13 protein-coding genes and 1 tRNA gene are annotated in these 15437 nt (G+C 68.9%); 9 read left to right on the top strand and 5 right to left on the bottom strand.

Annotated features, from left to right (window positions below):
* Positions 1-19 precede the first annotated feature (19 nt).
* Positions 20-1579, top strand: coding sequence for a protein adenylyltransferase SelO (locus ACVCMI_RS09830; protein ID WP_447098965.1), 1560 nt, complete (start codon positions 20-22; stop codon positions 1577-1579).
* 44 nt (positions 1580-1623) lie between these two features.
* Here the strand turns inward: ACVCMI_RS09830 and ACVCMI_RS09835 are convergent.
* Positions 1624-1700 (bottom strand) — tRNA-Arg (locus ACVCMI_RS09835).
* Positions 1701-1924: 224 nt separating this feature from the next.
* Here ACVCMI_RS09835 and amaB point away from each other — a divergent pair.
* The 6 genes from amaB to ACVCMI_RS09865 all read left to right on the top strand — a co-directional run bounded on the left by amaB (position 1925) and on the right by ACVCMI_RS09865 (position 7626).
* Entirely contained in the window at positions 1925-3460 is a 1536-nt protein-coding gene (gene amaB, locus ACVCMI_RS09840) for an L-piperidine-6-carboxylate dehydrogenase (RefSeq protein WP_447098964.1), read from the top strand.
* A gap of 94 nt (positions 3461-3554) precedes the next feature.
* Positions 3555-3863 carry a DUF4190 domain-containing protein gene (locus tag ACVCMI_RS09845; RefSeq protein WP_395118375.1) on the top strand — a complete coding sequence of 103 codons (309 nt, stop codon included), beginning with the start codon at positions 3555-3557 and terminating at the stop codon, positions 3861-3863.
* Positions 3857-4627, top strand: a complete 771-nt coding sequence (locus ACVCMI_RS09850; RefSeq protein ID WP_447098963.1) for an SDR family NAD(P)-dependent oxidoreductase — start codon at positions 3857-3859, stop codon at positions 4625-4627. Before ACVCMI_RS09845 ends, ACVCMI_RS09850 begins: the two co-directional genes overlap by 7 nt.
* Positions 4628-4703: 76 nt before the next feature.
* A complete protein-coding gene (locus tag ACVCMI_RS09855) occupies positions 4704-5750 on the top strand; it encodes a quinone-dependent dihydroorotate dehydrogenase (protein ID WP_447098962.1) in 1047 nt (348 codons plus the stop codon).
* A 10-nt stretch (positions 5751-5760) separates the two neighbouring features.
* Positions 5761-6789 (top strand): UDP-N-acetylmuramate dehydrogenase, encoded by a 1029-nt coding sequence (murB, locus tag ACVCMI_RS09860; RefSeq protein WP_447099455.1) that lies wholly within the window; start codon positions 5761-5763, stop codon positions 6787-6789.
* A 318-nt stretch (positions 6790-7107) separates the two neighbouring features.
* Positions 7108-7626, top strand: a complete 519-nt coding sequence (locus tag ACVCMI_RS09865) for an energy transducer TonB (RefSeq protein WP_447098961.1) — start codon at positions 7108-7110, stop codon at positions 7624-7626.
* Between the two features lie 153 nt (positions 7627-7779).
* Here ACVCMI_RS09865 and ACVCMI_RS09870 read toward each other — a convergent pair whose 3' ends face one another.
* The 4 genes from ACVCMI_RS09870 to ACVCMI_RS09885 form a co-directional block, all read right to left on the bottom strand.
* The gene (locus tag ACVCMI_RS09870; protein WP_447098960.1) at positions 7780-8118 is read right to left on the bottom strand and encodes a TfoX/Sxy family protein; all 339 of its coding nucleotides are present in this window, start codon (positions 8116-8118) and stop codon (positions 7780-7782) included.
* A gap of 27 nt (positions 8119-8145) precedes the next feature.
* Positions 8146-9057, bottom strand: coding sequence for a ribonuclease H-like domain-containing protein (locus ACVCMI_RS09875; protein WP_447098959.1), 912 nt, complete (start codon positions 9055-9057; stop codon positions 8146-8148).
* A 2-nt stretch (positions 9058-9059) separates the two neighbouring features.
* Complete coding sequence (locus ACVCMI_RS09880; RefSeq protein ID WP_447098958.1) at positions 9060-11483, bottom strand: DEAD/DEAH box helicase; 2424 nt, start codon at positions 11481-11483, stop codon at positions 9060-9062.
* A 120-nt stretch (positions 11484-11603) separates the two neighbouring features.
* Complete coding sequence (locus ACVCMI_RS09885; protein ID WP_395118387.1) at positions 11604-12599, bottom strand: LysR substrate-binding domain-containing protein; 996 nt, start codon at positions 12597-12599, stop codon at positions 11604-11606.
* Between the two features lie 291 nt (positions 12600-12890).
* On the opposite strand from ACVCMI_RS09885, the gene cysG reads away from it, so the two are divergent.
* Together cysG and cysK are read left to right on the top strand one after the other, a co-directional pair.
* Positions 12891-14357 (top strand): siroheme synthase CysG, encoded by a 1467-nt coding sequence (cysG, locus tag ACVCMI_RS09890; protein ID WP_447098957.1) that lies wholly within the window; start codon positions 12891-12893, stop codon positions 14355-14357.
* A 76-nt stretch (positions 14358-14433) separates the two neighbouring features.
* A complete protein-coding gene (gene cysK, locus ACVCMI_RS09895) occupies positions 14434-15372 on the top strand; it encodes a cysteine synthase A (protein ID WP_395118389.1) in 939 nt (312 codons plus the stop codon).
* Positions 15373-15437 lie beyond the last annotated feature (65 nt).

Genomic DNA, 15437 nt, shown 5'->3' on the forward strand with positions numbered 1-15437 from the left:
CAATCGGTCGGGTATGCCGATGTTCAAGCTTCGTTTCGACAACGCGTTCGTGCACGAGCTGCCCGGGGACCAGGAGGCAGGTGCGCGGCTGCGCCAGGTCGAGGGGGCGCTGTACTCGCGGGTCGATCCGACGCCGGTGGCCGCGCCGCGACTGCTGGCGCATTCGGCGGAGATGGCGGCGTCACTGGGTTTCAGCGAGGCGGATGTCGCCAGCGACGAATTCGCCCGGGTGTTCGGCGGCAATGCCTTGCTCGGAGGCATGCAGCCGTGGGCGGCCAATTACGGTGGCCACCAGTTCGGCAACTGGGCCGGCCAGCTCGGCGATGGCCGTGCAATTTCGCTGGGCGAGGTGATCAGCGCCGCTGGCGAACGTTGGGAGTTGCAGTTGAAGGGAGCGGGCCAGACGCCGTACTCGCGCGGCGCCGACGGTCGCGCGGTGCTGCGTTCGTCGGTGCGCGAGTTCCTGTGCAGCGAGGCGATGCACCACCTCGGCGTGCCGACCACGCGCGCCCTGTGCCTGCTCGAAACCGGCGAGCCGGTGCTGCGCGACATGTTCTACGACGGCCACGCCGCGCCCGAGCCCGGCGCCATCGTCTGCCGTGCGGCGCCTTCGTTCATCCGCTTCGGCAATTTCGAGCTGCCGACCTCGCGCGGCGATGCCGCGCTGTTGCGGCAGTTGGTCGATTTCACCATCAGGCGCGACTTTCCGGAGCTGTCGGGGCAGGGCGAGGCGCTGCATGCCGAGTGGTTCGCCCAGGTCTGCGAACGCACAGCCACGATGATCGCGCACTGGATGCGGGTGGGCTTCGTGCATGGCGTGATGAACACCGACAACATGTCGATCCTCGGCCTCACCATCGACTACGGCCCCTACGGCTGGGTCGACAACTTCGACCCGGACTGGACGCCGAACACCACCGACGCGCAGCGCCGCCGCTACCGCTACGGCCAGCAGCCGAACGTGGCGTGGTGGAACCTGAGCCGGTTGGCCGCGGCATTGGCGCCGCTGTTCGACGACGTGGCGCCGTTGCAGGCCGGACTCGACCGCTACGCCGAGGCCTACGCCGCCGCGGATCGCGTCAACATCGCGCGCAAGCTCGGGCTGGCCGAGTGCCGTGACGCGGATGTGGCGCTGATGCAGGATCTTCATGCGCTGATGGCGTCGGCCGAAATCGACATGACGCTGTGGTTCCGCGCACTCGCCGACATCGATCCGGCGAGGCCAACCCTGCAGTCGATGGACGATGCCTTCTACGATGAGGCGAAACGGCGCGAAACCGAGCCGGCGCTTGCCGACTGGCTGGTGCGCTATGCCGCCCGGCTCATCGACGATCCGCTTTCGGCCGACGTGCGCCGCGCGCGCATGCGGGCGGTCAATCCACGCTACGTGCTGCGCAATTACCTCGCGCAACAGGTGATCGACCAGGCAAGCGCGGGCGATCCTTCCGGCATCCGCGAGCTGCTCGACGTGATGCGCCATCCGTACGATGACCAGCCCGGCCACGAGGCATTTGCTTCGAGGCGGCCGGACTGGGCGCGGCACAAGGCGGGTTGCTCGATGCTGTCGTGCAGTTCCTGAAACGCACAAGGGCCGACATGGCCGACCCTTGCGTTCGCTGCGATTGGTGCCCCCGAGACGATTCGAACGTCCGACCTGCCCCTTAGGAGGGGGCCGCTCTATCCAACTGAGCTACGAGGGCGGGGAGGCGATTTTCGCATGGATCGCGCGGTTCTGCTCCTCCCTTCAGCTTGCGGAGGCAGATTGCGGGGGCGCGCGCAGGGTCGCTGCAAACCGGGGCCGAGAGCGACCCACCCGATCCTCGCCAGCGCGCAGGGAAGAAGCCATTCCTGCCACCCTGCTAGAATGGCCAATTGCCTACTTCATCCACGGCGCCGGCGGGCGCCGCACGACCAGGAGCCACGTATGTCGCATGCCATCCTCAAGTCGCTCGGTATCGGTACCGAACATTCGGGTACCTATCTCGGCCAGGGCGAGTGGTCGAAGACCACCGATGCCGGCGCCCTGCAGCCGGTGAATCCGGCCACCGGCGAGGTGATTGCGACGGTGCATGCCTCCAGCGCCGCCGACTACGAGGTCATCGTCAAGCGTGCGCAGGAAGCGTTCAAGGTGTGGCGCACCACGCCGGCGCCGCAGCGCGGCGAAGCCGTGCGGCTGTGCGGCGAGGCGCTGCGCAAGCACAAGGACGCACTGGGTTCGCTGGTCGCGCTGGAGATGGGCAAGATCAAGCCCGAGGGCGACGGCGAAGTGCAGGAGATGATCGACATCGCCGACTTCGCGGTCGGCCAGAGCCGCATGCTGTACGGCTACACCATGCACTCGGAGCGCGCCGGCCACCGCATGTACGAGCAGTACCACCCGCTGGGCATCGTCGGCATCATCAGCGCGTTCAACTTCCCGGTCGCGGTGTGGGCCTGGAATGCGATGCTGGCTGCCGCCTGCGGCGACATCTGCATCTGGAAGCCCTCGCCGAAAACGCCGTTGTCGGCGATCGCCGCGATCAGGATCTGCAACGAGGCGCTGAAAAACGGCGGCTACCCCGACCTGTTCTTCCTGTTCAACGACGCCGGCAGCGACCTGGCGCAGGCCTTCGTCGACGACAAGCGCATCCCGCTGATCAGCTTCACCGGCTCGACCAAGGTCGGCCGCATGGTCGGCGAGCGCGTGGCGCAGCGCATGGGCCGCTCGCTGCTGGAGCTGGGCGGCAACAACGCGATCATCCTGGACGAGTCGGCCGACCTCAAGCTGGCGATTCCGGGCATCGTGTTCGGCGCGGTCGGCACCGCCGGCCAGCGCTGCACCAGCACGCGCCGCCTGTTCGTGCATGAATCCATCCACGACAGCGTGCTCGACACGCTGGTCAAGGCCTACAAGCAGGTCGAGGGCAAGATCGGCGACCCGACGCTGGCCACCACGCTGATGGGCCCGTTGAACAGCCAGGACGCGGTGCAGGGTTATCTCGCCGCGATCGAGAAGGCGAAGGCGGCTGGCGGCACGGTGGCCACCGGCGGCGCGGCGCTGACCGACCGCAAGGGCAACTTCGTGCTGCCGACCATCATCACCGGCCTGAAGAACGCCGATGAAGTCGTGCAGACCGAAACCTTCGCGCCGATCCTCTACGTGATGAAGTTCAAGCATCTCGACGAGGCGATCGAAGCGCAGAACGACGTGCCGCAGGGCCTGTCCTCGGCGATCTTCACGCAGAACCTGAAGTCGGCCGAGAAGTACCTTTCCGCGGCCGGCTCGGACTGCGGCATCGCCAACGTCAACATCGGCACCTCCGGCGCCGAGATCGGCGGCGCGTTCGGCGGCGAGAAGGAAACCGGCGGCGGCCGCGAGTCCGGCTCGGACGCGTGGAAGGTCTACATGCGCCGCCAGACCAACACCATCAACTACTCCGATTCGCTGCCGCTGGCGCAGGGCATCAAGTTCGACTTGTAAGTACCGGCAACAGGCTCGTGGCCGGTTCGCCGGCCGCGGGCGATCACGCTACGATGCTCTCGACGCCGACCCGGCGCATTCCGCGAGCAAGCCGATGAACGATCCCGTGTCCTATCGCGCCGCCGCCCCGACCAGCACGCTGGCGGTGGTGAGCCTGGTGTTCGGCATCCTGGCCTGGTGCGTGCTGCCGTTCTTCGGCGCGGTGGTGGCCATCGTCTGCGGACACCTCGCGCGCAGCGAGATCCGCAACAGCCATCCGGAGCACCGCCCCGAAGGTGACGGCATGGCGGTTGCCGGGCTGGTGCTTGGCTACGTGCAACTGCTGCTGTCGGTGCTGTTCGTGTCCTTGGTGATCGCGGTGCTGTTCTTCGGTTTCGCGCTCGGCGGCTGGCACGGATGGTGAGTGCGCCGCCGCCGTTCGATTTTCATGGCTGGCGCGTGCTGGTGGCCGGCGGCAGCCGCGGCATCGGCCGCAGCATCGCGCTGGGTTTCGCCCAGGCCGGCGCCGCGGTGTCGATCTGCGCACGCGGCGCGGCGGCACTGGAGAAAACGCGCCTGCAGATCGCCGCCCACGACGTGACCGTGCACGCGCAATCCGTCGACCTGGCGCAAGCGACGGCCATCCAGGCCTGGGTCGACGACGCGGCGAGCGCGCTGGGCGGCATCGACGTGCTGGTCAACAACGCCAGCGGCTACGGCTTCCGCGACGAGGACGAGGACTGGCTGGCCAACTTCAACGTGGACCTGATGGCGGCCGTGCGCGCCTCGCGGGCCGCGCTGCCGCACCTGGCCGGGTCGGCGCATCCGTGCATCCTGCACACCAGTTCGATCTCGGCGCTGCGCCCCCGTCCGGGCGGGCCGTCGTATGCCGCCTTGAAGGCCGCGTTGAGCCATTACACGACGTCCCAGGCGCAGGCACTGGCGCCCAGGCGCATCCGCGTCAACGCGATCGCGCCGGGCTCGATCGAGTTTCCCGGTGGCCTGTGGGACCAATGCCGCAAGGATGATCCGACGCGCTACGCCGAGGTGCTGGCGAAGATCCCGTTCGGCCGCTACGGCCAGCCGGAGGAGATCGCGCACGCCGCGCTGTTCCTCGCCTCGCCGTGGGCCGGCTGGATCACCGGCCAGACCCTGGTGGTGGACGGCGGCCAGCTGCTGGCCGGCTGAGCGTGACCCAGCCGCCTTCGGCGCGCTGCACGGCACGCTAAACTGCGCGACATTCCACGACTGCCGGCGTTTCGATTTGGCCCTCTACGACATCCTGCGTCCGCTGCTGTTCTCGCTCGAGGCGGAGTCGGCCCACCGGCTGACCCTGTACGGGCTGGGCGTGGCCCAGCGCAGCGGTTTCGCCCATCGCCTCGCCACCGTGCCGGCCGACCTGCCGGTGCGTGCGTTCGGCCTCGAGTTTCCCAATCCGGTCGGCCTTGCCGCGGGGCTGGACAAGAACGCCGAGCATCTCGATGCGCTGAACACACTGGGTTTCGGCTTCATCGAGGTGGGCACGGTCACGCCGCTGCCGCAGCCTGGCAATGCGAAACCGCGCCTGTTCCGGCTGCCCGCACACGAGGCGATCATCAACCGCATGGGCTTCAACAACGGCGGTGTCGACGCGCTGGTGCGCAACGTGCAGCAGTCGAGCTACCACGGCGTGCTCGGCATCAACATCGGCAAGAACAAGGACACGCCGAACGACAAGGCGGTCAACGACTACCTGGCCTGCCTGACCAAGGTGCATGAGCTGGCCAGCTACGTCACGGTGAACATTTCCTCGCCCAACACCCAGGGCCTGCGCGACCTGCAGGAACAGGCCACGCTGTACAAGTTCATCTCGCTCCTGCGCGCCGCGCAGGAGCGGCTGGGCTCGCAGCACGGTCGGCGCAAGCCGATGCTGCTGAAGATCGCGCCGGACCTATCCGGGGTCGAGCTCGATGCGATGGCCGAGGTGCTGCTGCGTACCGGCATCGACGGCGTGATCTGCACCAACACCACGACCGACCGCGCCACGGTGGCGGACGACCCGCGCGGCGGCGAGGCAGGAGGGCTCTCCGGCAAGCCGCTGTTCGAGCGTTCCACCGCCGTGCTGGCCGGCATGCGCCAGCGCCTGGGCGAGCGCATCCCGCTGATCGGCGTGGGCGGCATCCTCGACGGCAGCGACGCGGTGGAAAAGCTCGACGCCGGCGCCTCGCTGGTGCAGCTCTATTCGGGCCTGATCTATCGCGGCCCGCACCTGGTGGCCGAATGCGTCAACGAGATCCGCCGCCAGCGCGAGGCGTCAGTCGATGGCGTCTGAGCGCGTGGACATGGGCGGCTACACGCTCACCGAGAACGCGTCGCTGGCGCGGCTCAACACCTTGCGCGTCGATGCCCGGGCGAACCTGCTCGCCGACATCCGCGATGCGGGAAAGTTGCCCGAGCTGCTGGACTTCCCGGCGATCCGCCAGGGGCGGCTGCTGGTGCTCGGCGAGGGCAGCAACGTGCTGTTCACCGACGATTTCCACGGCACCGTGCTGCGGATGTCGACGCGCGGCGTGCAAGTTGAAAGTGACGGCGACAGCGCGCGCATCGCGGTGGCCGCGGGCGAGCGCTGGGACGATTTCGTGCGCTGGACGTTGGGGCAGGGCTACGCGGGGCTGGAGAACCTGATCCTGATCCCCGGCACCGTCGGCGCCGCACCGATCCAGAACATCGGCGCCTACGGCTGCGAGGTGGCCGAGTTCATCGAAAGCGTCGAAGCCTGGGACCTGCGCGAGCATCGCGTGGTGACGCTGGGCCACGCCACCTGCGCGTTCGCCTATCGCGACTCGCTGTTCAAGCACGAGCCCGGCCGCTACATCGTCACCGCGGTGCGCTTCGTGCTGCCGCGCAGCCGGCCGTTACGCACCGACTACGCCGGCATCGACGAGGAACTGGCGCGGATGGGCGTGGACAAGCCTGCGCCGTTCCACGTCGCCGAGGCGGTGGTACGCCTGCGCACGCGCAAGCTGCCTGACCCCGCGGTGATCGGCAACGCCGGCAGCTTCTTCAAGAATCCGATCGTCGATGCTTCCGTGGCGGAAGCATTGCAGCGCGAGCACTCCGACCTGCCGGCCTGGCCGCAGCGTGACGGTCGCCGCAAGATTTCCGCCGCGTGGATGATCGAGGCGGCCGGCTTCAAGGGGCTACGCGAAGGCGACGCCGGCATCTCCAACCGCCACGCGCTGGTGCTGGTCAACCACGGCCACGCCAATGGCCCGCAGTTGTGGGCGCTGGCGCAACAGGTGATGGACGGCGTGCACGGGAAATTCGGCGTGCGGCTGGAGCCGGAACCGGTGGTGATCGGCGCGGGCTGAGTCCGCGCCATCCGGGCTTCACCCGGCGCCTTGTGTCGTTTTGCCTGAGCGCAAGTGCGCAGCCCCGTGGGCCAAGGGTGGTGCATTGCGCGTGCACTTCGACGCCGCTTGCTGTTCCAAGTCGAGCTCAGTGCGAACGGGGGGTGTGGTGGCCCATGCCGTTCTCCCTGAGTGCAGGCCCGCGGGGTCGAAGTCGAAGGGTGGGGCGCCGGTATCTTCGATCCTTCCCGTATTGCGCATGGGCAGGTGCCCTGTCATTTTGACGCGCGGGCGACGGGTCGCCCCAACCGCATTCTGATTCGATCATGGAGGTTGGACATGCAGGTGTCGTCGAGCTGGCCGGTGCTCGTGTTGTGGACCTTCGTTGCCACCGTGGTTTGCGGCTGCAGTACGCAAGAGGAACGCAAGCCGGTTGGGGAGCCCCGGACCAGTTACGCGGAGATGGCGTCGCCTGCGAGCGCACCGCATTACACCTTGCAACCCGGGGATACGGCGGTGAAGCCCGTGCTGGACAAGCAGGTCTCGCCGGTGTACCCGCCCACCCTGGTTCGCCCGGGCGCTGCGCCGGTCACTGTCGTGGTGCAGCTGGTGATGGACGAGAACGGCCGCGTCCAGGCCGTGCACCCGCAGCCCGGCACTGCGGATGGTCCGGCGCATGCCTTGTTCGAGGCTGCAGTCGAGCAGGCGGTCATGCAATGGACGTTCACGCCGATGTGGGTGCGGCATCCGCGGGGCGATGGCACGTATGAGGTGACGCAGAAACCTTTCAGCCTCTGGTACGTATTCGATTTCAAGATGGCAGGCGGCAAACCTGTCGTCGAATCGGGCCGGCGCTGAAGGCCGATCGCAGCGGGACGCGGATTACCCTCATGCTGCCTGCCGGTCATGTTGTCTGCATGTTTGCCATGTGCGGCAACGCTCCGGCCAGGCTTGTCACCGGGATGCAGGGCGGGCACTGCCCGCCGGTTCTTGCGACTCGACGACAGCCACTTATTCGCTGCGCTTGCCCCGCTTCTTTCCCGGCTTCGGCAAAGGCAGCGCGGCAGATGTAGCCACCAGCAACTCCCTCAATGCTTCCGGGTCGTCCAGCAGCTCGTCGGCGATCGGATACATCTTGGTATCGGGATACGGTTGGCCCTGCGGCAGCCCGGGAGCCAGCGCCTGCGACGCTGAAGTGGGTTTGATGAAGAGGCGGTTGTCGCAGGCAAAAGCCGTGACCTTCCCTGCGTGGTAGAGCGCGTATTCGCCAAACATCCGCTTGTATGTGAGCGCCTCGCCGAGGTCGGCCTGTTCAAGCACGTAATCCACGAAACGCTTGTCGGTTGCCATGATTTTCCCTCGGGAGACGGTCCCGGATTATCGCGTGATGCATCGTGTCCGCGCTCGGGCCTCTGCTGTGGGCGCGGCCATCCCGGCCATATGCAGCAGCACCCCGGCCAGGCTTTTCAGATCCTGCGCGTTGTGCGCGGCGACGCGGCGCAGGTTGCGGGCGGAGCCGCCGCGCAGGTAGGTGAGCCAGGCGGCGGGGGCCTCCGCGCCGGGCAGGTCGTCCTCGCGCACGACGCCGAGCAGCTGGCGCTCGGCGGTGGCGAGGCGACAGTTCGGCCACTGGTGTTTCCAGTGGCGGCGCACCGGATGCAGCAGGTCCAGGTGGCCGCGGCCGGCCAGCGGGTTCGGCAGGCGGGCGAGACGGTAGCGCGTTGCCAGCAGCGGCGCGTCGTAGCACTTGCCGTTATAGCTGACGAGCACGGTGTCCTCGTCCAGCCAGCCGGCGAAGGTGCGCAGCATGGCGGTCTCCGCCGCCATGGTGGTGATGGTGAGCTGGCGGATGCGCAGGCGGCCACCCTGCCAGTCGGCCGCGCCGATCATGAAGGCGCGGGTCCCGGTGCCGCCGGCCAGGCCGGTGGTCTCGGTGTCGAAGTGCAGCAGGCGATCGTGGTGCACGGGTTCCATGCGGGCGAAGCCGGCGTCGATGACCGGCGGCGGAACGAGCCAGTCGGCAAACGCCTCGGTGTAGCGCAGGCCGGGGGAAAGTTCGAAGCCGGGCACCTCGCGGTCGCGGGATGACGGCACCGCGGCGGTGCCGCGCTTGAGCCGGGCGTGGCGCTGGAGCAGCCGGCGCAGCTCGGGCGCCATCGCGGAAGAGGGCGACGCGACGCGGGGGGTTCCCGGCGTCGCTGCATCCAGCGCATGGCGGGCAGGCACGGCGGCGTGGGCTTGTCCCGCCTCGGTGCGCAGCTGGCGCAGCTTCGCGATGAGCGGGTTCACGCTCACAACGCCACCAGCAGCGCGAGCACGCGCAGGGCGAGGGCCTTGGGCGTGGCGACGGCCGGATCGTCGGCGGTCTGCTCGTCCGTCGCCAGTACCGGGCCGACACAGGCGGGGCAGCCGGCGCGGCAGTCGCAGCGTTCGATCAGGCTGACCGATTGCGCCAGCAAGTCCTCGCGACGCCGGAACAGCGGTTCGCTGTGTCCGATGCCGCCGGGGAACGCGTCGTACAGGTAGACGGTGGGCGTGAACGGCGCATCCGGCGCCAGCGCGGCGGGCTGGCCATCGCTGCCGCGCAGCTGGCCGCGACCGTGGAGGTCGGTGCTGGCGAACCAGGCGCCGTCGCCCGAGCCCACGGCTTTCTGCAGGTCGCGCGCCTCGGCCATCACCGCCACGGTGGCGACGATGTGCAGCGCGTACGCCGCGCCGAGGAAACCGTCGAGCGCCTGCTGGCGTTGCTCGAACGCGGCTTCCAGCACCATCTGCGGCAGCTGCCACCACACCGCCGTGGTGTGCAGTTCCTGGTCGGGCAGGTTGATCGGGCCGTAGCCGATGTTCTCGTGCGAATAGAAGCGGATCTTCTTGTAGCCGGGCACCCGGCGCACCACGTGCACCTCGCCGTGATGGGCCTGACCGCAGCCGGCGTGCGCGCTGTCGAAACAGTCCAGCACCTTGAGCCGGGTGTAGTCGATGGCGTCGGTGTAGTAGTCGACGCTGGTGCGCGTGACGTAGGCCTTGCGGCCTTCCCAGTCCAGCTTCTCCACCTGGTAGGGCAGCGACTGCACCATGTGGATCGCGCCTTCGTACAAGGTGACCGCGGCGGCGGAGTAGTCGACTTCGGCGATGATGGTCTGGCGGCCGTCGGTGCGATCGACCACCACGAAGTTGCCGTCGGCCACCGAGCGCAGCGACACCGCGATGGCCGGGTAGCTGTCGGCGATCCATTCCCAGCGATCGCCCTCGCGGTGCAGCACGCCTTCCTCGCGCAGCAGGTCGAGCCACGGCGTGGCGACCTCGGTGCCGAACATCTCGTCGCCGGTGAACGGCAGCTCGAACGCGGCGCAACGGATGTGGTCGAGCAGGATCAGCGGTTGATCGGGCTGGATGCGCGCGTGCTCCGGCGAAGCGCCCTGGAAGAACTCCGGATGCCGCACCAGGTACTGGTCCAGCGGATCGGAGCTGGCCACCAGCACGCCAAGCGCCGATTGCTGGCGTCGGCCGGCGCGGCCGAAGCGCTGCCACGTCGCGGCGACCGAACCGGGGTAGCCGTTCAGCACCACCACGTCGAGCGAACCGATGTCCACGCCCAGCTCCAGCGCCGAGGTGCTGACGATGCCGTCGATGCTGCCTTCGCGCATCGCCCGTTCGGCCGCGCGGCGCTCCTTCGGCAGGTAACCGCCGCGGTAGGCGCGGATGCGCGGGCGCTTGCGCGGGTCGTGGTCGAACACGTCCTTGAGGTACTTGGTGAGCACCTCGACCATGCTGCGCGACTGGGCGAACACCAGCGTCTTCATGCCGCTCTTGATCGCCAGCCGCGCGATGCGGTTGGTCTGCGAGCGCGCCGAGGCGCGCAGACCAAGGTCGGGGTTCACCACCGGCGGGTTCCACAGCAGCACGTGCTGGTCGCCGCTGGGCGCACCGCTTTCGGTGATCGCGGTGACCGCATCCTCGATCAGCGCCTCGGCGTGTTCCCGCGGATTGCCGATGGTGGCCGAGCACAGGATGAACTGCGGGGTGACGCCGTAGAACGCGCAGACACGCTTGAGCCGGCGGATCACGTTGGCCACGTGCGAGCCGAACACGCCGCGATACGTGTGCACCTCATCGATCACCACGTAGCGCAGGTTCTCGAAGAACTGCGCCCACTTGGTGTGATGCGGCAGGATGCCCTGGTGCAGCATGTCCGGATTGCTGACCACGATGTCGCCATGCAGGCGGATCGCCTGTCGCGCATCGCCGGGCGTGTCGCCATCGAAGGTGAATGCCTTCACCCCCAGCGCACCGGCCCGGTTCAGCTCCAGCAGCTCGGCCACCTGGTCCTGCGCCAGCGCCTTGGTGGGGAACAGGTACAGCGCCTTGGCGTGATCGGTCATGGCAGCGCTGATGACCGGCAGCGTGTAGCACAGCGACTTGCCCGAGGCGGTGGGCGTGACGATGGCCACGTGCGCGCCTGCCCGCGTGGCTTGCCATGCCTCGGCCTGATGGCTGTAGAGCTGCTCGATGCCGCGCGTGCGCAGCGCCCCGGCCAGCGCATCGGGGAGATCGTCGGGCAGCGGCGCGAACGTGCCCTCCCGACCGGGCACCACGAAGGCGCCGGTGATCCGCGCGGCATAGCGCTTCGACAGCCGCCGGGCCAGGCTGCGGCCGTCGCCCGGCCCGTCCAGCACGAGGTCGTCGCTGGCGTAGCGGTCGGGTAATGTGTTCATCGGCAGGCTCCGCGCGAAGGTCCGCGGATTAGGCCGCGTGCGCGTCTCACCGGGTGAGATGGCGCGCGGCCGTCACGGCATCGTCAGCCGTCCTTGCGGGAGCGGGCCCGACCAGGAGCGTCAGGCGACTTGCGCGGCAGGCGACCGCTGACGTTCGCGCCAGTGCGGCACCTCGGCCCAGCCGTCGCGCGGTGGTTCGCCGGCCAGCGCGCGGCGCAGTTCGTGGCGACCGAGATGGGGTGCAAACTGGTGGATGAAGGCCAGCGTGTACTCACGCGGCACGCTGTCCCGGCGCAGTACCACCCAGGTCGTGCACGGCGCGAACAACGCATCGGCGGGCAGCGCGAGCAGGTCGGCGTCGCCGGGCTGCATGGCCATTTCGGCGAGGATGCCCACACCCATGCCGGCGCGCACGTAGGTCTTGATCAGGTCGGCGTCACCGGCAGTCATCGCGATCTGCGGTGACAGCCCGGCCTCCTCGAACGCGCGGCGCAAGGACGACTCCGGCCGCAGCGAGGAGTCGTAGCTGACCAGCGGCAGGCCCGCCAGCTCGGTCAGCGTGGGCGCGGCGGCGCGCCGCGCCAGCGGATGGTCGCGCGGGGTGACGATCACCCGTTGCCAGCGATAGGCGGCAAAAGCCATGCCGACGGCCGGCGCGCTGCCGGCGCTGCTGATAATGGCCAGATCGACCTGACCGGCTTCCAGCCGGGCCAGCACGTCGGCGTCGCGGGTCGGCTCCAGATGCACGCTGACCTGGGGGAAGCTGGCATTGAGCGCGGCGATTGCCGCGGGCAGGGCGAAGCGAGCCTGGGTATGCGTGGTGGCGATGCGCAGCTCGCCGTGGGCCTCGTTGCGCAGGTTCGCGGCGATCGCGCGGATGTTGGTTGCCTCGGCCAGGATGATCCGCGCCCGTTCGATCACCTGCTCGCCCGCGTGGGTCACCGCATCCAGGCTCTTGCCCTTGCGCACGAAGAGCTGAAAACCCAGCTCGTCCTCAAGCTGGCGCAGCTGCTTGCTGAGCCCGGGCTGGGTGGCATGCACGCGCTCGGCCGCCAGGGTGATGTTGAGGCCGGAGTCGGCGATGGCGATGAGATGGCGCAGCTGGGTAAGCGTCATGGGCAGGAGTCCGTGGGCGATGGTCGGGGGACGGATGGGCGATGCAGCTGCGCATACATCGTGCAATCCCCCGGCCGCCGACGTGACGAGCCCCTGGCCGGTCGCCACGGATACCCTTGTCGATGGAATGACATACTTTCATATTGGACGTCTATACGTCCATTCGTGTTGCATGTCAATCAGGCCTGCCGGTCATGCCGCGACGGCATAAGCACCAAGGCGCAAATCATTTGTGGTGCCGGCGGCGGCTTCGTAGCGTAGGCGAACCCCTTGCTCCGGCCATTCCCGCGCATGAAGCTCTACCCGATCTTTGCCTCGTTGTCGCAGCGCGCCGTGCTGGTGGTCGGCGGCGGCGCGGTGGCCGAGCGCAAGGTGGCAGCACTGCTGCAGGCTCGGGCGCAGGTGACGGTGAACGCGCCCAGCCTCACGCCGCGCCTGCAGCGCTGGGTGCGGCAGGGCCGTATCGCCCATCGCACCGATCCGTTCCGCGAGAGCTGGCTGGAGCGCGTGTGGCTGGTGGTGGCGGCCACGCCCGATCGCGAGATCAACGCGCTGGTGGCCAGTCTGGGCGAGTTGCGCCGGATCTTCGTCAACGTGGTCGACGATGCGGCGCTGTCCAGCTTCCACGTGCCGGCGGTGATCGACCGCGCACCGCTGACCATCGCGATCTCCAGCGGCGGCGAGGCGCCGATGCTCTCGCGCCTGCTGCGCGAGCGGCTGGAAGCGCTGCTGGATGATTCGCTGGGCGCGCTGGCCCGGCTGATGGCCCGGCTGCGCCCGCGCATTCGTGCCCGTTTTCCCGCACTGGCGGCACGACGCGCCTTCTACGACAGCCTGCTGGCCGGGCCGGTGGCGCAATTGTTGCGCCAGCAGCGAGATGGCGAGGCGCAGGCGGCGGCGGAACATGCTCTCGCCGATACGCCGTCGCCGGCCACCGGTTCGGTGGTGCTGGTGGGCGCCGGCCCCGGCGATCCGGGCCTGTTGACCTTGCGTGCATTGCGCGCGCTCAACGAGGCCGACGTGATCCTGCACGACCGGCTGGTCGGTGCCGGCGTGCTGGCGCTGGCCCGGCGCGATGCCGAGCGGATCGACGTCGGCAAGCAGGCCGGCCGGCACCACGCCACGCAGGAGGCGATCCACGCCTTGCTGCTGGAGCATGCGCGTGCCGGCAAGCGGGTGGTGCGGCTGAAGGGCGGCGACCCGTTCGTGTTCGGTCGCGGCGGCGAGGAGCTGGAGTTCCTGCACGCCCACGCGATTCCTTTCGAAGTGGTGCCCGGCATCACCGCCGCCGTGGCCTGCGCGGCGTACTCGGGGGTGCCGCTGACTCATCGCGAGCGCGCCCAGTCAGTGCGCTTCGTCACTGCGCATTGCCGCGATTCGCACGACACCGTGGACTGGCCTGCGCTGGCGCAGGAGCGGCAGACGCTGGCGATCTACATGGGCGTGAACGAGCTGGCGACCCTGCAGGCGCGCCTGGTCGAACACGGACGCGCTGCGTCCACGCCGTTCGCCCTGATCGAAAACGGCTCGCTGCCGAACCAGCGCGTGGTCTGCGGCGTGCTGGGCAACCTTGCCGAGCGAGCCGCAGCCCATGCCGTGAGCTCGCCGGCGCTGCTGATCCTGGGCGAGGTGGCCGCCTTGGCGCCGTCGCTGGCCTGGTTCGGCGCCGCCCCGCTGGGCGCGACCGTGCACGCCTTGCCCGCCGCCGCGGCGGCGCGCGATGGCGTGCTCGAGGCGATCCATCGCGCCGCCTGTTGACCGATCCCGAATCGGCGCATCATCTGCCTTCGTCCATGCGCCCGTTCCTCACGCCCGATTCCCCGAGGAGACACCCATGATCTACGACAACATCCTGGACACCATCGGCCGCACACCGATCGTGAAACTGCACCGCCTGGCGCCCGCACACGTGAGCATCTACGTGAAGATCGAGGCGTTCAACCCGGCCGGTTCGGTGAAGGACCGACTCGCCCTGGCGATCATCCTGGACGCCGAGCAGCGCGGCACGCTCAAACCCGGGCAGACCGTGGTGGAGGCCACGTCCGGCAATACCGGCGTGGCGCTGGCCGCGGTGTGCGCGGCGCGCGGCTATCCGTTCGTGGCGGTGATGTCCGACACGTTCTCGCTGGAGCGGCGCAAGCTGATCCGCGCCTATGGCGGCAAGGTGGTGCTCACCCCCGGTGCGGCACGCGGTACCGGCATGGTGGAAAAGGCCGCCGAACTGGCGAAACAGCATGGCTGGTTCCTCGCCGACCAGTTCGAGAATCCCGCCAACCCCGCCTACCACCGCCAGACCACGGCAGCCGAGGTGCTCGGCGACTTCGCCGGCCGGCGACTGGACTACTTCGTCAGCGGCTGGGGCACCGGCGGCACGCTCACCGGCGTGGGGGAGGTGCTGAAAGTGGCTCGGCCGCAGGTCAAGGTGATTGGCGCGGAGCCGGCCGGCGCCTCGCTGCTCGGCGGCAAGGAATGGCAGCCGCACAAGATCCAGGGCTGGACGCCGGACTTCGTGCCCGCCGTGCTCAATGCCAAGGTGGTCGACCGGATCGTCACCGTCGACGACGTGGTGGCGCGCGACACCGCGAGGGAACTGGCCCGGCGCGAGGGTATCTTCACCGGGCTGTCTTCCGGCGGCACGCTGGCCGCGGCGCTTGAAGTGGCGAAGGACGCGCCGGCCGGATCGGTCCTGCTCGCGATGCTGCCCGACACCGGCGAGCGCTACCTGTCGACCTTCCTGTTCGAGGGCGTCAACGAGGGTTCCGACGAGGTTTGAGCGCGGCTGCATGGCAACCGGGGCTCGCGCCCCGGGGCGCCTCGTCGGATACTCGGCTTCGATCG

It is taken from the genome of Rhodanobacter sp. UC4448_H15, assembly GCF_052978265.1.